This window comes from Chlorobiota bacterium, assembly GCA_016700335.1.
Taxonomy (GTDB): Bacteria; Bacteroidota; Ignavibacteria; order OLB7; family OLB7.
This window is the reverse complement of sequence record CP065014.1, coordinates 970,527-992,697: the sequence shown is the minus strand read 5'-3', so window position 1 is coordinate 992,697 and position 22,171 is coordinate 970,527. Positions and strand designations below refer to the sequence as shown.

Here is a 22,171-nt window from a genome sequence, read left to right as displayed (position 1 = left end):
TTAAGGTTTGTATTTTTGATGAAAAATTATTAGAATTTAATTGAAAAAAAAATTAAATACTTCAGAGCTCAAAAGATATTCGAGACATATTATTTTAGATGGTTTTGGAATTGAAAGTCAACTTAAATTAAAATCTGCTAAAGTTTTAGTTGTTGGTGCTGGTGGGCTTGGTTCACCTGTTCTCCAGTACTTATGCGCTTCTGGAGTTGGAGTAATTGGAGTTATTGATTCTGATATTGTTGATGAGACGAATATTCACAGACAAATTATTCATACTGAAAAATTTATTGGATTAAAGAAAATTCAATCTGTTAAAGATTCTCTAAATCAGATAAATCCACATATTGAAGTAAATACCTATGATGAAAATTTAACTTCTTTAAATGCTTTTAATATTATAAATCAATATGATATTGTTATTGATGGTACAGATAATTTTCCCTCTCGATATTTGATAAATGATGTTTGTGTTTTGTTAAATAAACCGAATGTACATGGATCAATTTATAAACATACTGGGCAAGTTACAATATTTAGTTTTAATAAGAAAAGCCCATGTTATCGATGTTTGTTCCCATTACCACCACCTGTTGGTTCTATACCAGATTGTTCAACAGCTGGTGTATTAGGCGTGCTTCCAGGTGTTATTGGTATTTTAATGGCAACTGAAGCAATTAAAATTATTACGGGAATTGGAGTTTCTTTATCTGGTAGAATTCTTTTGTATGATGCTTTGAAAATGGAATTTAGAGAGATTAAATTAAATAAGGATACAAATTGTTTAGTTTGTGGAGCAAATCCAACAATAACAGAATTAATTGATTACCAAGAGTTTTGTTCAATAGATAAACCAAAAGAAAATAATCAAATGTTTATAGAAACCACAGTAGAAGAACTTAATGATTTAAGATTAAATAATCAAGAACATACTTTGATTGATGTTCGTGAGGCTAATGAATTTCAAATTTGTAATATAGAAGGTGCTTTGCTAATTCCTATGGCTGAACTTGAGAGCCGTATTCATGAAGTTCCCGAAAATGGAAGAGTTATAATTCATTGTCACCACGGCAGTAGATCTGCAAGAGTATGTGCTTTTTTGAATTCTAATGGTTACAATAATGTAGAAAATTTAAAAGGTGGTATTGATTCTTGGAGTACTAAAATTGATTCAAATGTTCCTAGGTATTAATTTTATAATTCATGTAATTAACACTTTTTTTTAAATAGAATTATTCAATAACTTAGAATATTTTTCGATAGTATCTTATAAAAACAATTTTTAAAAGTAAATATACAATTTGAATTTTTAAAAAGATAAGTTTTATATTTGCTTAATATTAAATGAATTTATTATCTATAATCATTAAAACTATAACTTAAACTTTGGCAGATATTTTTCAAAAATGTTATGATTTTACTCGCGCAGACGATGTGAAGGAAGCAGGTTATTACCCTTACTTCAGAGCAATCGAAGAGAGTGAAGGTCCAGTTGTTAAGATTGAAGGAAGAGATATAATTATGGCAGGGTCAAATAATTATCTTGGTCTAACTGCAGATGAAAGAGTTAAAGAAGCTGCAATTAAAGCTATTGAAAAATTTGGTACAAGTTGTTCGGGGTCTAGATATTTAACAGGAACTTTAAGGCTTCATGAAGAGTTAGAAAATGACATTGCAAAATTTTTAGGTAAAGAAGCTTGCTTGCTTTTTACAACTGGTTACCAAACTGCACAAGGAGTTATTCCAACTTTAGTAAGTAGAGGTGATTATGTAATTTCAGATAAAGATAACCATGCATGTATTGTTGCTGGAACATTAATGGCAAAAGGTGCCTTTGGTGATGTTGCAAGATACAAGCATGGTGAGCTAGATGACTTAGAACGTAAATTAAAGAATATTCCGATTGATTCAGGCAAACTTATTGTTACTGATGGCGTTTTTTCTACAAGTGGTGAAATTGTAGATTTACCATCCTTTGTTCAATTAGCAAAAAAGTATAATGCAAGAATTATGGTTGATGATGCCCATGCTCTTGGTGTTATTGGTAAAGGTGGAAGAGGAACAGCAAGCTATTTTGATTTAGTTGATGAAACTGATATGACTATGGGTACTTTCTCCAAATCACTTGCTTCAATTGGCGGTTGGGTTGTGGGTCCGGAAAGAGTAATTAATTTTATCAAACATACATCACCTGCTTTAATATTTGCTGCATCACCAACTGCTTCTTCAGTTGCAGCAGCAATTGAATCGTTAAGAATTATTCAAGCAGAGCCATGGAGGGTGGATAAATTAATTGAAAATGCAGATTATTTAAGAGAAGGTTTTAAAAGATCTGGCTTCAATGTTATTCAGTCAAAAACTGGTGTTATCCCTGTAATTATTGGTGATGATACTTTGTGTTTTGTATTTTGGAGAAGGCTTTTTGATGCAGGTGTTTTTGTAAACGCATTTATTTCTCCAGGTGTAATTCAAGGTATGCAAATGATGCGTTGTTCTGTTATGGCAACTCACGAAAAAAATCACCTTGATAGAATTCTTGAATTGTTTGAAGATATTGGGAGCGATATGGGTTTACTCGAAAAAGAGACTCCAGCTATTTCTGCTGAACAAACTAAATCTAATGTTATTGCAATTGATTCTTCAGATATTACAATTATAAAAGTAGAGAATAAAAAACAGAAAAATGATTTTGTTAGAATAGTTTGGAATCTATATGAACAAGATAATACTTGGGTTCCACCAATTGAGATGAATGTGAATAGGCTTATAGATACTAAAAAGAATCCATTTTATAAACATGCAAAAATTCAATTATTTTTAGCTCAAAAGAATGGTGAACTTGTTGGTAGAATAGCTGCTATAATTGATGAAAATCATTTGAAAACTCATAATGATAAAACAGGTTTCTTCGGATTCTTTGAAAGTATTAATGATCAAGCAGTTGCAAATACTTTAATAAATGCAGCAACTGATTGGCTCAAAGAACGAGGTATGAACAAAATTCGTGGTCCTGTGTCACCTTCAATGAATGATGAAGTTGGCTTGTTAGTAGAGGGTAATGAATTTCCTAGTGCTGTATTAATGCCATACAACCCAATTTGGTACGAAATATTATTAACGAATTGTGGTTTTAAGGCTGCCAAAGATTTGGTATCTTTTAAGTTATCTTATCCAGAATGCATGTCTGAACGCTTTACAAGGGTTACTGATATGTTAAGAACAAGAGGTAGGTTTACTATTAGAGGATTGAATATGAAAGAGTATCCTAGGGAAATTAACAGGCTAAAAACTATTTACAATTTGGCTTGGCAGCCTAACTGGGGATTTGTCCCGATGACTGATGAAGAAATTCAAGCTCAAGCATATGAATTAAAACAAATTATTGATAAAGATTTTGTTTTATTTGCTGAAAAAGATGGTGAAGTTGCAGGGTTTCTATTAGCTGTTCCTGATATCCATCAATCAATGAAATCTGGAAAAAAAATACCTCCAGGTATTACCAATTTACCAACTGCTATAATGAATATTATGACTGAAAGAAAAGCCATTAAACAAGCTAGAATTATAATCATGGGTATTTCTCCTAAGTACCATGGTTCTGGAGTTGATGCCCTATTGTACAGAGAAATAATGGAACGTACCTACAAAAAAGGAATTACAGATGGAGAAGCTGGCTGGGTTTTAGATGATAACGAACTTATGACTCGCGCCGCTGAAATGATGAACGGAAAAGCATACAAGCGTTATAGAATTTTTGAACAACCTATTAATTAAAATTTATGTTTAAACTTTAATAAAACTAAAAATTTAAATGCCGAAAAGTTTGATATACTTTCGGCATTTTTTTTTGAATAACTACAAAAAACATTTTTGTTTAAATAGTTTTTGATAGATAATACAATTTAGTTTTATCAATTATCTTTTAAATATTAAGTTTGTTAAAATTCCAAATTTATTTTTAAAATTAACTTTGTAAAATCATATTTTATTCATTAATAAATAATTACAATAAGTTGAACTAATTTACTAAAGCCTACAATTAGTATTATTTGTATTTAAGAGTAATATACTTTGGTTTGAAGTTTTAAACCTTTATCAAATTGTAGAGTTTTGCAAATGTTTTAAATGGAAATCCAATGTTTTAATATTACAACTAACACTGAACTGCTGAAATGAGATCAGAACTTATTAATGTTTTGTTAATGATAAAAAAATAAATTGTAATTAGATATTAAAAAAAAGGAGTTAAATATCAAAAGCAAAGACTCAATAATTATTGAACTAAAGAGCAAATTTAAAAATCAATAATATTGTACTAATAATATCAAGTATTCGCCAAAATGGATTAAAATGCTAAACTTAAGCATTTGAATTTCTATTGTACATTTGTGCTTTTAATACTCTCATATTCCGCAACCCCCTAGAATGTTTTTTAAGTTTTGGAATAATCTACTGTTTCAATTTTATTGTGTAAAATATCAATCGTTTTATATAGATTAATTAAATATGGATACAACAATTTTTAAAGAGGGTGATTTTTGCAAAGTAATTGAAGGAACACATAAAGGTAAATATGGCTATGTTCAGGACATAAGAACAAGTAAAACAGGACATATTACAATTTCTGTTTTGCAGAAAAATGGAGTTAAATTTAAAACACTTGCTAAAAACATAGATGTGATAAAGGACGAATAAATAATTTTGTAACAGTAACTATTTGAGAATAACTTAGCATTGAATTGAAACTAAAGATTACATCAGTGGCAGTTGTAGAACTCTATATTTTAAGAATATGTAGTTATATTAGTATTAATTGAAAATAATCAACATCAATTTATATATGTTAAAAATATTATGAGAAAAATAATTTCATTTATGCACATATCTTTGGATGGTTTTGTTGCAGGACCTAATGGAGAAATAGACTGGATTAAAGTTAATCAAGAAATTTTTGATTATGTCGGTAAGAGGATTAGTGAAGGCGATACTTCATTGTATGGAAGGGTAACATTTCAAATGATGGAAAATTATTGGCCTACTGCAGGTGACAAATCAGACGCAACTAAACACGAAATTGAACATTCAAAGTGGTATGCATATGTTCACAAAGTAGTTTTATCAAATACAATGAAAGATCCTAGTTTGACTAACCTTGAAGTTATTAATAACAACTTAACGGACAGAATAAATGAGTTGAAACAACAGTCTGGAGCAGACATCTTGCTATTTGGTAGTCCTAAAGCAATGCATTCACTTATGCAATTGAATTTAATTGATGGATTTTGGTTGTTTGTTAATCCAATCATTCTAGGTGAAGGGATTCCATTATTTCAGGATATAAAGAATAAAATAAGTTTAAAGCTATTGAATACTCAACAATTTACATGTGGAGTAACTGAACTTAACTACATTATTGAAAGATGATAGCATCAAATTACTAATAACAATTTTGTAATTTATTTGACCATACAAGAACAAATCAATAATTATTTATCCAACCAAACTGAACCAAAACAAAGTGAATTGAGAGTTTTACATAGTATGATTATGCAGTTTTCACTTAAATGTAAATTATGGTTTCTTGATGGTAAAGTCGATAATGGTAAAACAGTATCTAATCCAAATATTGGATAGGGTGAACTCACTATAAAATACTCAAATAGTAAAGATAGAGAATTTTATCAAATTGGTTTGAGTGCAAATATTAATGGAATCTCTATTTATATAATGGGGATTGATGATAAAAAATACCTATCAGAAACTTATGGTTATAAACTAGGTAAAGCATGTGTTACAGGATATTGTATTAAGTTTAAAACATTAAAAGTTGAAAATATTATTTTACTTGAAGAAGCTATAAGATTTGGGATAGAAAAAGGAAAAAATATGAACTACAAACTACGTGAAATTAAAGATAGGAACTTAATGATATGAATACATAATCGAAGTTGATCAAAAATTATTTATATACATAAACATTTGTATTAAATTTATTACAGTTTTAAATTATTAAAAGTTGCATTATATAAATTACAAATATTATGAAAAATTCGATCTTAACTCTTTTATTTACTTCCCTAGTTTTTTTGAGTTATAAAGTAACTGACAAATAGAAAAAGTAATTCATAGAAGTAAAATTTTGAAAGAATAACTATGGAAACAATAGTTAATCAAATATATATTTTTAATATGCAGATTTTGTTTTAAAAGGGATTGATTCATGCAACATACCTTCTTCAAAATACATAATTTTAGCATCATGAAATTCATTCCAAATTGGAACTATATCTTTTCTTAATTGCTTATCTGTATTTGTTAGCCCTGAAAGTACAGCATAATCAATACGTTTAGGTGTTCGTATTTGAGTAATAAAATATTTATTTTCAGAGGTATCAATTTCTTTTAAAAATTCATAGGCATCTTTAAAATTATTAAACGATGAATAATAAATTGTATAACCGCTTACAATGGGTTTGTTTGCTGAACCATCAATTGTTGTAAAAATATTATAAACGAAAGGAGAAATTTCAATATATTTTTTTGATTGAGTTACTTCTGGTCTGGATATTATTTCAAGTTTAGCAGTAATAGTTCCCCTCCCTTTCCCTCCAATTGCCTCCATTGCAGCTTCAGATAAATCTATAACTCTACTCCCTACATAAGGTCCTCGATCATTAACTCTAACAACAATAACATTCCCAGTTTTAGTATCAGTCACTTTTATAATTGACCCAAAAGGTAATGATTTGTGAGCACAAGTCATATCCTTAGCAGTAAATATTTCACCATTAGCAGTCATTCTACCATAGAACCCCGGACCATACCAACTTACTTCCCCAATCGTTACTATATCTGGATCAAATGGAACTATTAGTATTGAATCTTTAGAATATTCAAATGCTTTTTTAACTTGGTCAAATGTTACAATGGTACAATGTTTTCTAACAACTGTTCTTAATGAATCATTTGTTTGAGAAAAGATATTTTGTGAAAGAAAAAAAAATATTATGTATAAAGAATTCTTCAAGTTAACCTTTAATTAGTTTTATAGCTAGTTCTAATGGGGAAGTTTGATGATTGATAAGCTTATTTGCTTCTTCATCAAGTTTTTCATAATTATCCTTTGTCCAAAATTTATGTCTTAGTCTTTCATTAATTATATCTTTAACTCTTGTTTTTTCTCTATTTAATTTTCTTGAGATATTTCCAAATGTTTTTTCATTATGAAATTTGTGATTATTAATAGCTTCAATCATCAAATCAATACCTGTTCCATTGTTAGCAATTGTTTTAACAACATCTGGAATCCATTCATCAATGGCATGAGTAATTCTAAAGGTTAATATAGTTTTCAATGATGCTACTGCTTGATCAGCTCCTTCTCTATCAGCTTTATTAAGTATAAATAAATCAGCAATTTCCATTAATCCAGATTTCATTGCTTGTATTGAATCACCAGACTCTGGAACAAGAACAACAACAGTTGTGTCAACTGCTTGAGCTATATCTAATTCAGATTGACCAACACCAACAGTCTCTATCAAAATAATATCATAACCAGCTGCATCTAATATATCTGCCACATCTTGAGCCTTAGTATTTAAGCCCCCTAAAGAGCCTCTAGTTGCCATTGAACGAACAAAAACTCCAGGCTTCATAGATTCATTTTGCATTCTTACTCTATCACCTAAAATTGCTCCACCTGTAAATGGAGAAGTTGGATCAACAGCAATTACTGCAACTTTTTTCCCAAGTTTCAAATATTCCGAAATTAATTTTTGTGTTAGTGAAGATTTGCCAGCACCAGGAGGACCAGTAATCCCTATTCTATAAGCATTACCAGTCTTGGAATAAATTCCAGATAAGAATTCCTCCCAACCATCCAACTCATTTTCAACCATCGAAATAGAACGAGTTAATGCAAGCCTTTCACCTGAAGTAACTCGGTTGATTCGATTACTTATATCTTGATTCAATTTTATATTATACTTTTTTTATGAATAGCGAAGTTATGAAAACTTTAAATAGTATGAAAGTAATGGTTTAACATCCAACTTGAGTTAAATTAGTTTTTAATCAATAAGTTTTTAAAATAAGTAATCATAAAAAAATGTAATCTGAGTTTACATTTTTTAATTAGATTTATTGAAATAGATTATAAACAACATTAAATTTTATTTTTTCATTTCATATTTTAAACAAAAAAACAGTAGAGTGTATTGTTACAATCTACTGTTTTTTCAAAATTCAATTAAACTTATTAAGAGCAGCCACTTGTTGTACCACAATCATCACAAACATGACAAGCACCATTTTGTTTGACTCTCATAGAAGAACAATTACTGCATTGTTCACCAGTATAACCTTGTGTTATAGCAATTTTAGTTTTATCATTATCTAAAATCTTTTTTCTTTTTTGAACTTTATCTACCGTTAAAACCTCATTCATTTTTTCAGATTTAGTGGTTGTAGAATGTTTTGCATATAATTCTTGACCTGGAGATAATTTTGTTGGAATTTTTGAATCTGAGGTATTAATATTTCCATTTGTGATTCCATTTATATCTAAAGTAGATGTGTTCTCATCAACAGCTTTAACATGAACAAAATCTTCACGTCCTAAATACTCATATCCAATTGCTCTAAAAACGTAGTCAATTATTGATGTAGCATTTTTAATTGCTTCATGACCAAAGACAGGACCAGAAGGTTCAAATCTAGTAAATGTAAATGAGTCAACCATTTTTTCTAAAGGCATACCAAACTGTAAAGCTTTTGAAGCAAGAACAGCAAAACAATTCATCAACCCTTTAAAACTTGCCCCTTCTTTATACATATCAATAAATATTTCACCTAGCGTTCCATCTTCATATTCACCAGTTCTAATAAATACTTTATGACCACCAACAGTTGCTTCCCGAACAAAGCCATGTCTACGTTTTGGTAATCTTCTACGTTCAGCACGGTGATAAACTTTTTCTATAATTTTTTCATTAATTTGAGCAGCACCAACATTCTCATCCCAATTATCTTCACTTCCAATCAAATCAAATAAAGTTACCTCATCAATCAATCCAGTATCTGAAATAGAGTTTAGTGGTTGAGATAATTTAGATCCATCACGATATAAAGCAATAGCTTTAATCATAAGTTTCCAAGATTGTAAGTAAACTATTTCTACTTCTTTTATTGTGGCTTCTGTGGGCATATTAATAGTTTTGGAAATAGCTCCAGTAATAAATGGTTGAGTAACAGACATCATTTTTACATGACCCATATAATTAATAAATCTCATTCCATATTTACCACATTTACTTGCACAATCAAAAATTGGTAAATGTTCAGTTCGTAATCCAGGAGCACCTTCAATAGTCATCATACCACAAACATAATTATTAGCTTCTTCTATTTGATTATGTGTAAATCCAATCTCTTCAAGTAAATTAAAAGAATAATCATCATATTGTTCTTTGGTAAATCCAAGTCCTTCTAAAAATTCTTCGCTTAAAGTCCATTTGTTAAAAGCAAATTTTAAATCAAAAACTGAATCTAATTGTGATTCTATAATTTGAATCTTATCATCTTTAAATCCTCTTTCTCTTAATGTGAGTCTATTAATGTGAGGGCAACCAACTAAAGTACCATGACCTTTACAGAATTTTTCAATTGAATTAATTTGAACATCAGTATAACCAAGCATTTGCAGTGCTTTATTAACTGATTGGTTTACAATTTTGAAGTAACCCCCACCAGCTAATTTTTTAAATTTAACAATAGCAAAATCAGGTTCAACGCCAGTTGTGTCACAATCCATTACCAATCCAATTGTTCCAGTAGGTGCCAACACGCTTACTTGTGCGTTTCTGAATCCATATTTTTGACCTAAACTTAAAGCACGATCCCAACATTCTCTAGCACTTGCTAATAAATCTTGAGGGCATAAATCTTGAATTATACCTTGAGGTGTAATAGTTAAGCCTTCATACTCATTCGAGTTAACATTATAAGAAGCTCTTCTATGGTTTCTTATCACTCTCAACATATTTTCTGCATTATGTTTATACTTAGGGAAAGGGCCATGATCCTTTGCCATTTCTGCAGATGTAGAATAGCTTTCTCCAGTTAGAATTGCCGTTATAGCTCCTGCCCAAGCACGACCAACTTCAGAATCATAAGGTATTCCAGCTGTCATTAAAACTGTACCTAAATTTGCATAACCTAATCCGAGAGTTCTAAAATCATAACTTCTTTGAGCCACTTCTTTTGAAGGAAATTGAGCCATCAGTACAGAAATTTCTAATACAATAGTCCAAAGTCTTATTGAATGTTTATAATTTTCAATTTTAAAAACTCTGTTTTCCCAATCGTAAAAGTGAGCTAAATTGATAGAAGCAAGATTACAAGCAGTATCATCTAAAAATAGATATTCTGAACATGGATTACTAGCATTAATTTCACCATCAGCTGGGCAAGTATGCCATTCATTAATTGTGGTATGGTATTGAAGTCCAGGATCAGCACAAGACCAAGCAGCAAAATTTATTTTATTCCATAATAACTTAGCTTTCAAAGTTTTTATCACTTTACCATCAGTTCTTGTTGTTAAGTGCCAAGAACCATCTTCCTCAACTGCTTGCATAAAATCATTTGTTACTCGAATAGAATTATTAGAGTTTTGACCAGAAACAGTATTATAAGCCTCACCTTCATAATGAGTATCAAATTCTTTAAAATCAATAGATGTTTCTCCTTGCTCAACTAAATTAAGAACTCTAACAATATAATTCAAAGGAATCCCTCTGTTTAAAGATCGTTGAATTATTTTATTTAGATTTGAATTTTGATTTGAATAATCAGTACCTTCTTTGAGAGCTACTTCAATTATTTCATTTAAAAACTTATTGCAAATTTTAGAACCAGCAACTAATGCAGCAACTTTTTGCTCCTCATTCATTTTCCATGAAATAAATTCTTCAATATCTGGATGATCAATATTTAAGATTACCATTTTAGCAGCTCTTCTGGTTGTACCACCAGACTTAACAGCACCTGCAGCTCTGTCATTTACTTTTAAAAATGACATTAATCCAGATGATTGACCTCCACCACTTAAGGGCTCATTAGTACCTCTTACAGAAGAAAAATTTGTTCCAGTACCACTACCATATTTAAAAATTCTAGCTTCTCGAGTTACCAAATCAAATATGCCACCTTCGTTTACCAAATCATCACTAACAGATTGAATAAAACAAGCATGAGGTTGCGGATGAGTATAAGAATCATCGCTTCTTTTGAGCTTTCTTAACTTTGGGTCAACATAATAATGACCTTGAGATGAACCAGTTATTCCATATGAATAAGCCAAACCTGTGTTGAACCATTGTGGTGAATTTGGAGCTACCATTTGAGACATTAGCATAAATACAATTTCATCATAAAATGTTATTGCGTCATCTTCCGAATCAAAATAATCATGTTCTCTGCCCCAATGAGTCCAGCATCCTCCAAGACGATGAGCAACTTGTTTAATACTATTTTCGGCTCCAAGCACTTGATTACCCTTGGGGTCCAAAATAGGATTTCCATTTTCATCTTGAAGTGGTACTCCTGCTTTTCTGAAATATTTCTGTGCTAAAATATCGGTTGCAACTTGTGACCAATTTTTAGGTACTTCCACATTGTTCATTTCAAAGACAACCGAACCATTTGTGTTTCTTAAAATACTTGAGCGATTTGCATACTCAAACATATCATAAACATTTCTGCCTGTTTGAGTAAAAATGCGTTTGATTTTCATTGATATTAGTTTTAATTTTCTGAGGTATAATAACCTGATGTGAAAGAAACGTAGTTAATTTATTTTTGCAATATAAGCTATGAAGCTTTCAAATAGGTTTGGAATATTTTATTGCAATAACGGCATGATATTACATCTTTAGAAATACAAATTCAAATTAGTTTTAAACTAACATATAAGGTTTATACTCTCTATAAGTCGCAAAAAATAAAGGATTGTTTTGAATTAGTGTAGTTTATTTGATAAATCCTAAGATTTTTATAAAAAATTTATGATTCAGATTTGTATGATAAATTATTTAATATAAAATTTGGATATTTTACAAATTATTGAAAATATTTATTGTGAGTAATATTTAGAAAATATAAATTTATTCTTGAATATAAGCACCATTTCTCATTAACTGAGCTTTATGACGATTACGAAGTTTGTTTTTAATTATTAGGTTATTCAATTGAAATGTAACTTGAGTAAGATTTTTGAAAGGGTAATGAGGTAGTCTTTTTTCATTACAAAATTTTGCTAAATGCTTTTTAGCAAAAATAATATCAGAATGTTCAGCAGCACACATATCACTATGTCCATCGCCAACATAAATAACTATTGAATCAGATTCTGTAAACTCTAACAATACATTTCGTTTACATAAAGCTGGGAAACAACTACAACTTTCAGATCCCCTTGGAAAGCTAACTTTTAGTTTTCCATCAATTGAAATTTCAGCATTATTTGCAAAGAAAGGAATTGAATTTATACCATTTAATTCAAGAAATTTTTTAATGTAAATATCTAAACCATCACTAACTATTATAATTCCAATATTATTTTTTTTACATAATTCTATTAGTAATGCAAATCCAGAATCAATAGAAATATTTTCAAGAAAACTTGTTAAAGCCTCTGAGGTAATAGGTTTGATTAATTGAGAAACTAAAGAATTCCAAAATTCTTTAACATTAATATCACCTTTTAGAAGTTGGGAGTGTAATGGTTCTCTAACAACAAACTCATCTAAAAATGTATCTCCAATATCTGTTGAAGAGATTGTACCATCAAAATCAATAAATAAATTAATAGGATTTCTATTTAGCATAATGTCTGAATAACTTAACTGCATAAAATTATTTTACAACTCTAATATTTTTAACAAATGATGTGGTTGGGGATTTTAATTCTAAATAATAATTTCCAGATGTTAAGTCTGAAACATCTAATTTATATTCATAGACACCTTGTTTAATATTATTTTCATTAAAAATATTTTTTACAAATCCTCCATTAGAATTAAACAAATTCATTTTTGAGAATTCAGTTTCCAAAACTGTAAAATTGATTATACCAAAATCTCTAACAATATTTGGGGCAATGAAATTTATTTTTGGAAGTAATAATGAATTAGAAATATACCTGTTGCCACCATAAGGGCAAAAGCCATCTAAAGTGAAAAGACCACCTCTGTATGATACTTTAACAACATTCCCATCGGTCCAATAAAGCGTGTCTAAGGTTAAGTTAGAGTGAATAGTATCACCAAGCAAAACTTGTGCATCAATAAATCCAATGCTTGAAGGTGGTGCAGGATAAGTAGTATTCCTAATCTCAAATTCGACAATTCTATAATCACCTTCAACTTTAGATGATAAGATAGTTCCTGTTAAATTGTTTCCAATATCTGAAAAATTTTCTTCATAACTTCTAGCACCAAACGGAACAAGTAATGTGGATCTAACTCGTAATTTACCATGCATTGTTCTTGCTTTTGATTGAATAATATTGTCTTCTCGCTCTAATGTTAAAGGGATTGAAACAAAACTTCTTGGAATACCTTTTACATCAACTGGAATACCCATATCAATTATAGCTGGTAATAAACCAGTACCATTCGATTTTGCATAACCTGAAATTGGAATACAAAAAGTATCCAAACAAGGTTGACTAATAATTAAACAGACAAGACCTGAATAAAAGCCCGTGTCTCGAGGTCGTACTGATATAACGCTTGGTAAAGTTATACCAGGAGAAATATTAATATCTTGCAAAAAATTATTAAAATAAAAACTTCCTTTGTTGGATGTAACGTAATAGCTTACAATTTTTAAATCTTGAGATCCGTTGTTAAAAAGAGTAATATCCAAGTTAATATTATTGTTTACTAAATTAGATTTAAAATCCCAAACTGTTGGAGCTACAACAAGCTCACCCCTTTGAACAAAAGCAGATACAACAAAATTAAAACTTATATCGGTTAACCCTTTAATTTTAACTTGAAATGTATCGTATTGTTTTCCTAAAATTAATGGATTGAATGAAATTACAATTCCAAATTTTGAACTAGGTGTTATTACTTGAGGTAATAAATTATTGGTAGGAGAAGTAATCCAAAAATTTGTTGGCTTTTTTGAAATTTTATTTATAGATAAAACACTTATATTATTTAAATCTGTATTAGTAATAAGTATTGTTTTTCTAATTATTGATTTACTGCAAATTGTTCCAAAATCATAAGTAGTAGAATCCAAATAATTTGATTTTGTTAATGGGGTTGAATCAATTTTAATTGTTTTACAAACTTCTTTAACTTTTCCACCACTCCCTACTTTTGTATTTGGAGTTGAAGTTATAAATCCAGTAGAAATTAGTGGGGGAGGACTTGATACTAATGTATTTGGAGAATTAACAATTGTTAAAGATTTCGTTTGATTACAACCAGAATTTCCATCTGAGTCAGTTTTAATTATGAAAACATCGTTGTTACCAGATCCAAAATTACTAGTAAATCCAGAAATAATAAATCCATTATCTGGGGTTTGTTCAGAGGAACCTAAAGCATCAGATAAAACTCCACCAATTGAATTTGACCAAATTAAATTTCCGATTGAATCGGTATTTATAATATAACCATCGTTAGTTCCATTACCAAAACTATTAGTTTCCCCAGTTAATATTAACCCGCCATTTGAAGTTAAGTTTACAAAATATCCTTTATCATTAGAGCTTCCACCATAAGTTCTTGACCAAGAAAGAAGACCTAATGAATTAGTTTTTATTAAATATACATCGTATCCACCAGCACCATAACTATTTGTATATCCACAAATTACGTACCCATTATCTCTAGTCTGTTTTATAGAATGTCCGACTTCTTGATTAGATCCTATTGCACCAAAAGTTTTCGACCAAATTAAATTGCCTATTTGATCAGTTTTTAAAAGTAATACATCTTGAACACCAGAGCCAAAACTTCTGGTATAACCAACTATTACAAATCCATTATCATTTGTTTGTTGAATTGAATAAGCACCGTCAGAAAGAGCACCTCCAAAGGTTTTAGACCATATAGGATTCCCATTCAGATCTGTTTTAATAATATAAGCATCATATCCACCAGAGCCATAACTGCTTGTTTCTCCAGCTATTAAAAAACCTCCATCTTGTGTTTGAATTAATTCATTTCCAAAATCTACTTCAATTCCACCAAAAGTTTTAGACCATAATAATGATCCACTTGAACTAACTTTTAATAAAATTACATCTAAATTTCCAGCACCAAAACTTTTGGTTGAACCAGTTAGAATGAAACCACCATCACTTGTTAAAGCAATACTTGTACAAGCTTCAAAATCTGATCCACCAAAAGTTCTTGTCCATATTGTATCTCCAATGGAATTAGTTTTAATAAGATAAATATCACTACTACCCTCTCCATAACTACTTGTATTACCTGCAATAATATATCCACCATCTTTAGTTAATAATACTGAACCTGCTGCATCAGAATTAGACCCTCCAAATGTTTTCTGAAAAGTGGATTGAGCATTAATACTAACTATTAAAGTAATTAAGAATATAATTAAGACTATTAAGATTGTTTTCATTTTTGTTATTTAATTTTAACTACTTTAAAAATAAATTAAAGCAAAAAATATTTCTAGTTTGCTTCAAGATATTAAAATTCTCAACATAAAAAATAATTCAGATTTATAAAAATAATGATAAAATCATTATAACACCCATTACAAACTATACCTGACAAAAGTTAAACTTGATAAGATTAAGATAACTAATTTAAATAAATTTAACTATTCATATTTAAGGTATAACAAAATTATATTTTGGATAAATTTTATTGTCTTAAGGTTATTGCCTTAGTATCTGATTTATGAGAATTTGATTTTTAATTATATTTATCTATTGTCCATTTACAGGATTATTTTTAATATAATTGGAATTGTCTTAAGGTTATTGCTCTAAGTATATGATGTATGAGTATTTGATTTTTTATTATATTTAGCTATTGTCCATTTTACAGGATTATTTTTAACATAATTAGAAATGATATGATATGATTGTTCATCGCGTTTGATGTGTTCATAATAATTACGTTGCAATAATTTACCCATTGTTACATTTTTGGTATTATAAATTTCCAAACAACCATTCGCAACCAATGATTTATATCCCCCAACAATATCCAATATTGTAGTGGCAGGGTTTACCCCTGCCCAAATATCAACATCATATTGGGAAATCGCATCAATTTGGGCAACCGCAAGGGATGCATGTACTAATTTAATGATGCCGTGCATATGTTCTGGCATAATTTGAAAATCATCCAATTCAAAATTTGGGAATCGTCCGGATAATTTCACCATTCATTGAATGCAATAATTCCCATTTCGTTTAAAATCATTTCATCATTTTCAATTTTACCAAAACGATGAATTCGTTTATCAAAACAAATAGTAATAAAATACAAACCTTCCTGCGAATAATCGTATCCTTTTAATCTTATAGATTTGCAGTAGTACAATCTTTTTTGGTTGTTTGTATTTGGGTTAGAATTTTTCATTTTAAATGTTTTCTTTTAAGGGTAAAAATCCATTTTGATTTAAACTACTATCGTCAAATTGGTTAAGTGGAGGATGGGAAATTGGGTGTAATAGGGCAAATAAAAATACTTACTAGTCGAAATTTTTTATAACACAATCCAATTGTTACATGAACTTTAAATTGGTTACAGGTCAAAATATATAACTATATCATATTTTTATTCGAGAGTTTGTAGTTGTATTTTACATTACACTTGATTACAATTTACTTTAAAAATAAAAAATAATTATACAACATATTTTTAAGGTTAACTGTTTTAGATTTGGTAATATATAATAATAAAAATAAATTGGGATTAAGAATTATTTATATATTAAAATTAGTAATAAAAATTATTGAATTTAAATAAAATATTTAAGGTTCTTTAATAGCTTCTACACTTTCAACAATAGCCGAAGAAGCTTCATCATCTAACAATCCATTTGACCTCCAATAATGCCAAATATTTGTAATTCTATCTTCGTAACCACTTAAAATTGAAAGTACTCTAGTAATCATTTTATTACCAACAACTTTAAAAGCTACAACAATTTTGCCTCTTCCAAATTTCCACCCTGGGGAACGGATATAGGGAGTTTGACCGTATTTATTCATTTCTTCATGGAAGTTATCTCGATTTGCAAACACTTTATAATCAGTTTCAATAAGGTTGCGAGTTTTACTAGAATAATTAACTATATAGCCTAAACCTTCTAATGCAGATTTAACTGCTTTAAAAGTTTGATCATAATCTTTTGTAAATTCAAAAACGAGTGGAGCAGAATTCATAGTATCGCATACAACATCAATGTTCATGTCATCAGTTTGAGCAATAACTTTATTAAAAGTTAGATTACTAAAACCGATAAATAAAATAGATAGTAAAACTAATAGTTTCATATAAAAAGAGTTATTATTTGAAAGATTTTACAGAAGTAATTGAAGTAAAATTAACAAAGAAATTTGAAAGATTATAAATTAATTTAAAATAAACATATAACTTGATAATTCAATGTTAGACTTAAAACATAAATTATTCATTTATTGAAACAAGAATAAATCTAGCAGCAAGACTATAATGTTATCACCGCACCAGTTGCAAGAGACTCCATTGCAGCAATTGTAATTAGGGTTGTATTATATAAAGAATCAAATTCTATAGGCATAGGTGAACCATTACGCATAGCATACAAAGTTTTATAAACTTCGTTAGCATGTCCTTTGTCACCGTTATATTTTTTCTCTTTAATTTTTCTATCTTTATATAATTTTAATGATTTAAAATTATCCATTATTGCTGTTCTACCACTACCAAAAACCTCGAAATATTCCTTAGAGACACTTGGATCACCATTTGCTAAATAAATTAAATTTCCAATAGATCCATCAGAAAATTTTATAATCATAGAAACAGTGTCATTATTTTTTACTTGACTATTACTTGAACTAATACAATTTGCATAAACGCTTATAGGTCTGGCACCGCATATATACTGCATACAATCTATAAAATGACAACCTTCACCAATAATTCTTCCACCCTGCAATTCATGTTGTGTCCAAAATTCTAGTTTTAAAAAACCTGCATTAACTCTATATGTCATTGTAAATGGTTCAATACAATTTGAAAAATGATTCTTCATATCAATCAAAGGATCAGAAAATCTTCTATTAAATCCAACCATTACTCTATCATTTTTCAATTCAGCAATAACTCGAATTTCTTCTAATTCTTGGTATGAAATACACAATGGTTTTTCTACAAAAACTTGCTTACCTAATTCTAATGCATTCTTTACATATCTTCCATGTGAATCATGTCTTGTTGCAATAAACACACCTGAGATGTTTGAATTATTAAGCACTTCACTTGCATCTGTAACTGCAATTTCAAATCCATATTTTTCAGCAACACTACGTGCATTCACTGGGGTTGATGTATTGACTGCTACTAATCTTGCACCACTTTTTTTAACAGTTGGTAATAAATAACTTTGAGCAAAACTACCAGCTCCAATAAAACCAATACCCACAAAACCACTATGTATAGGCTTGCCATGTGAACCAATCCAAACTGATCTTGCAGTTGCAAGTTCACCTCTATTTGGATATTGTAAAATTATTCCTAAATATGCTTCATCTATTTTTCCAGTAATTAAATCATAAGCTTTTTCAGCTTCAGTAATTGGGATTCTATGAGTAATTATTCTTTGAACATTTAATTTTTTTTGAGCGATTAAATCAATAATTGCTTCCATGTTTCTTTTTTCAGTCCACCTAACGTAAGCAACTGGATAATCATTACCATCTTCCTCATATGTAGAATCATATCTTCCAGGACCATATGAACAAGAAATGGTTATTTCAAGTTCTTTTTCATAAAAAGGTGATCTAGGAATATTCATTCCAGTAACACCAACTACAACAATTCTACCTTTTTTTCTAGTTGCATTTAAAGCAAATTCCATTGGCGCATTTGAGCTAGTACTTGTTGTAATAATTACAGCATCCAGGCCAACCCCACGTGAAAAACTTTCAGCTAAAGCAACTGAATTTTCATCACTTAAAGCAACAAAATCTGCTCCAAATTCTTTTGCTAAATCGAATTGTTTTTTATTTATATCAAATCCTATAACTCTACATCCAGCTGCTTTTAAAAGTTGAACTGTAATTTGACCAATTAATCCTAATCCAACTACAGCTACATTTTCCCCCAAATTTATCTTTGCCTGTCTTACTCCTTGCAAAGCAATAGAACCTAGAGTTGTAAATGAAGCATCTTCAAACGAAACCTCATCAGGGATTTTAATTGCTAAGTTCTTTGGTACAATATTAATTTCAGCATGATTACCTCCAGATCCAGCACAAGCAACCCTATCTCCAACTGCAAATTCATCACAACCAGATTCAACAACTACACCTGAAGCAGAGTAACCTTGAGTTTTATAACTATCTAGTTTAGATCTAACTTTTTCTAAAGTTGACCATAAACCTTCTCTTTTAGCCATATCGAAAACCTGCTTAACTAGATCTGGCCTTGTCCTAGCCTTCTCCAACATAGATGATTGGGCTGTTGAAATAGAAGTTCTTTCTGTTCCAGCCGAAATTAATGAAGCTTCTGTTCTTACTAAGATTGAACCTCTTCTAACTTTTGGAGCAGGTAATTCTTTAACAGATAACTCACCAGTTTTTTGATATTGTATTGATTGTAACAAATTAATTATTTTAAAATATTTATTTGGTCAGAATTAAAAACTACTAACAATCTGTTTAAACTTATTTATCATAATAAATGAATAAAGTTTATTAACTTTTAGTTAAAAGTTCAATTAAATCATTTTCTCGAGACAATTCTAAACCTGTTTTAAATTTATAATTTCCCTCTAATCCATTTATATAATTTAATGTATCAGTTATTATATCTTCTGTTGAACTAAACTCTAATCCATTTGAAATTGCTTTATTTATATTTATTTTTGAAAATCCTTTATACAATTCATCATCGCCAATATAAAGTGGTAAATCTATCCAAGGTTGAACATTTTTTTCATTTAAAAATTTATTGCTCGCTAAAAAATATTCAGGATTAGTACCACCAATTTTAGCACAGATACTTAGCAAATTTAAAAATGTTAAATTTGGCTTTGGACCTGTTGCATTATAAGTACCTATTAAATTATTTTCTGATGATTTTATTATCCATTTAGATAGGTCAGTTGCAGAAATAAATTGAACATTGAAATTATTTACTTCTGGAATTAATACTCTATTCATATCATTACTTTTGATGTTAGCAATTCTGTTAACCCAATAACTAAATCTATCAGTTGGATCGTATCTACCAACAATTAGACCTGGTCTGATAATAAGTGAATTATCATGAAAATTATCTAATACTACATTTTCACAAAGTGCTTTTAATGGTCCGTAACTTTCGTTAGTCAGTTGAACAGAATTATCAAGTTCAATTTTTCCAACTCCATAAGATTCATCTATTTCTTCAATGGCAAAGTCTTTATAAACAGAAACAGATGATACAAAAATATATTTGTCAACTTTTGATTTCAAAAAATTAACAGAATTTAGAACAGTATTTGGTAAATAAGCTGAAGTATCTAATACTACATCATAATTTTGAATAATTGCATTTTTTAGGTTCAAGTTCCTATCACAAAAAATTTCATTAACTCGATTATCAAACAGCCCTTTGTTAGTGATACCCCTATGAAGTATTGTAATTTCATGACCTTGGAGTAAGGCTTCTTCAACAAAAACCCGACCTAAGAACAAAGTACCACCTAAAACTAAAAATTTCATTTTAAATACTCTATAATTTGTAGTTGATTTAAATAAATTTTATAAAATTAACTTTAATCAACTAATTTTTTTTTCAAATTTTGTATTATTGGAACTGGAGTTGGGTCAACTCCAATAAATAATGCTAAATAGTAACTTGTCCAATCTGCTAACAAAATTAAAGAGAACATTCTAGCAATTAAAGAATTCCCTTGAGAAACAATATCTATAGAACTTCTAGTACTTTTTGATATAATATTTTTAGTAATTACCATTCTTTTTGAAACTCTTTCATGATCATCTTTGTCATGAAGAAAAATTGCTACAAATTTATTCTGCAATTCAACAGGGTTTTGCCAACTATTAATTTCATTATGATTCATTTCAGGCAATAAATTCCCAAATGCTAATGATTTTGCATTCTCTTGAATTTGACCTCTAAACCTTAAATTAACAGCATCTAATCTATCTGAAGAAGAATAAATAACTGGTATTTTTCCATTAATTTTTTGAGCTAAAGTATATGCTTTATTATTTCTATTTGAACCCGAAGAGAATATTTTTGTTAATTTTTTTAACAGATCTAAAGTTTCAGAAATAGCATTTAAAGTAATATTTTTTATCTCATCACCAAACAAATTTTGATTAATAGCAAGTACTTGTAGTAATGGGAAGAAACTTAAAGCCAAAGCGGCTCTTGGTTGTAATCCAGAAGGAATAATTATAGTTGGAAATTTATCTCGTTTAGCTAATTTTAATATAGTACCACCGGTTGAAATTACAATAACATAGCCTGCAGATTTAATAGCAACTTTAAATGCTGATATTGTCTCCTCTGTATCACCACTATAAGAGCTAGCAATAACTAAAGTATTTTTGTTAATATTTTGAGGAACATATCCTCTGCATATAGATATATCAATTCCATTCCTATAACTAAAAGAATGAATATAACTCCTTAGCAAATCTCCACCTATGGCAGAACCTCCCATTCCTAAAATTACTATTTTATTAATATTCTTAATATTGATTTTAGGAAAATGGGCACCTATTTCTATACCTTCTTCTGCGTATGAAGAAAATCCTGCAATTGCAGAAAACATATCTGAAACATCAATTTTTTTTAACTCTTCAAACTCTATCATGTAAATAATATTTTATAAATTAATAATTGAAAAGAAAGCAAACATAGCAGATTTTTAACAGTAATTT

At 29.2% G+C, this 22,171-nt stretch carries 13 protein-coding genes and 2 pseudogenes; 5 read left to right on the top strand and 10 right to left on the bottom strand.

Annotated elements, in window-relative coordinates; genetic code table 11:
* The first annotated feature begins 40 nt into the window (after positions 1-40).
* The 5 genes and pseudogenes from moeB (at position 41) to IPP08_04100 (ending at position 5,931) form a co-directional block, all read left to right on the top strand.
* The gene (moeB, locus tag IPP08_04120) at positions 41-1,189 is read left to right on the top strand and encodes a molybdopterin-synthase adenylyltransferase MoeB (protein QQS67358.1); all 1,149 of its coding nucleotides are present in this window, start codon (positions 41-43) and stop codon (positions 1,187-1,189) included.
* Between the two features lie 194 nt (positions 1,190-1,383).
* Complete coding sequence (locus IPP08_04115; GenBank protein QQS67357.1) at positions 1,384-3,771, top strand: aminotransferase class I/II-fold pyridoxal phosphate-dependent enzyme; 2,388 nt, start codon at positions 1,384-1,386, stop codon at positions 3,769-3,771.
* A gap of 732 nt (positions 3,772-4,503) precedes the next feature.
* Positions 4,504-4,692, top strand: coding sequence for an RNA-binding protein (locus IPP08_04110; protein ID QQS67356.1), 189 nt, complete (start codon positions 4,504-4,506; stop codon positions 4,690-4,692).
* Between the two features lie 159 nt (positions 4,693-4,851).
* Positions 4,852-5,421 (top strand): dihydrofolate reductase family protein, encoded by a 570-nt coding sequence (locus IPP08_04105; protein QQS67355.1) that lies wholly within the window; start codon positions 4,852-4,854, stop codon positions 5,419-5,421.
* Between the two features lie 36 nt (positions 5,422-5,457).
* Positions 5,458-5,931 (top strand): annotated as a pseudogene (locus IPP08_04100) (DUF1801 domain-containing protein).
* Between the two features lie 250 nt (positions 5,932-6,181).
* Here the strand turns inward: IPP08_04100 and IPP08_04095 are convergent.
* The 10 genes and pseudogenes from IPP08_04095 to IPP08_04050 form a co-directional block, all read right to left on the bottom strand.
* Entirely contained in the window at positions 6,182-6,796 is a 615-nt protein-coding gene (locus tag IPP08_04095; protein QQS67832.1) for a septal ring lytic transglycosylase RlpA family protein, read from the bottom strand.
* Between the two features lie 229 nt (positions 6,797-7,025).
* Complete coding sequence (gene meaB / locus IPP08_04090) at positions 7,026-7,973, bottom strand: methylmalonyl Co-A mutase-associated GTPase MeaB (GenBank protein QQS67354.1); 948 nt, start codon at positions 7,971-7,973, stop codon at positions 7,026-7,028.
* Between the two features lie 284 nt (positions 7,974-8,257).
* Positions 8,258-11,794 carry a vitamin B12-dependent ribonucleotide reductase gene (locus IPP08_04085; GenBank protein ID QQS67353.1) on the bottom strand — a complete coding sequence of 1,179 codons (3,537 nt, stop codon included), beginning with the start codon at positions 11,792-11,794 and terminating at the stop codon, positions 8,258-8,260.
* 370 nt (positions 11,795-12,164) lie between these two features.
* Positions 12,165-12,887, bottom strand: coding sequence for an MtnX-like HAD-IB family phosphatase (locus tag IPP08_04080; GenBank protein QQS67352.1), 723 nt, complete (start codon positions 12,885-12,887; stop codon positions 12,165-12,167).
* A gap of 28 nt (positions 12,888-12,915) precedes the next feature.
* Positions 12,916-15,669: a hypothetical protein gene (locus tag IPP08_04075; GenBank protein QQS67351.1), complete on the bottom strand. Its 2,754-nt coding sequence runs from the start codon at positions 15,667-15,669 to the stop codon at positions 12,916-12,918.
* A 372-nt stretch (positions 15,670-16,041) separates the two neighbouring features.
* Positions 16,042-16,643, bottom strand: a pseudogene (locus IPP08_04070) (hypothetical protein).
* A gap of 395 nt (positions 16,644-17,038) precedes the next feature.
* Positions 17,039-17,563: a hypothetical protein gene (locus tag IPP08_04065; protein ID QQS67350.1), complete on the bottom strand. Its 525-nt coding sequence runs from the start codon at positions 17,561-17,563 to the stop codon at positions 17,039-17,041.
* Between the two features lie 173 nt (positions 17,564-17,736).
* Positions 17,737-19,878, bottom strand: coding sequence for a bi-domain-containing oxidoreductase (locus IPP08_04060; protein ID QQS67349.1), 2,142 nt, complete (start codon positions 19,876-19,878; stop codon positions 17,737-17,739).
* A 91-nt stretch (positions 19,879-19,969) separates the two neighbouring features.
* Positions 19,970-20,980: an NAD-dependent epimerase/dehydratase family protein gene (locus IPP08_04055; protein ID QQS67348.1), complete on the bottom strand. Its 1,011-nt coding sequence runs from the start codon at positions 20,978-20,980 to the stop codon at positions 19,970-19,972.
* Positions 20,981-21,033: 53 nt separating this feature from the next.
* Positions 21,034-22,104: a bifunctional phosphoglucose/phosphomannose isomerase gene (locus tag IPP08_04050; GenBank protein QQS67347.1), complete on the bottom strand. Its 1,071-nt coding sequence runs from the start codon at positions 22,102-22,104 to the stop codon at positions 21,034-21,036.
* Between the last annotated feature and the right edge of the window lie 67 nt (positions 22,105-22,171).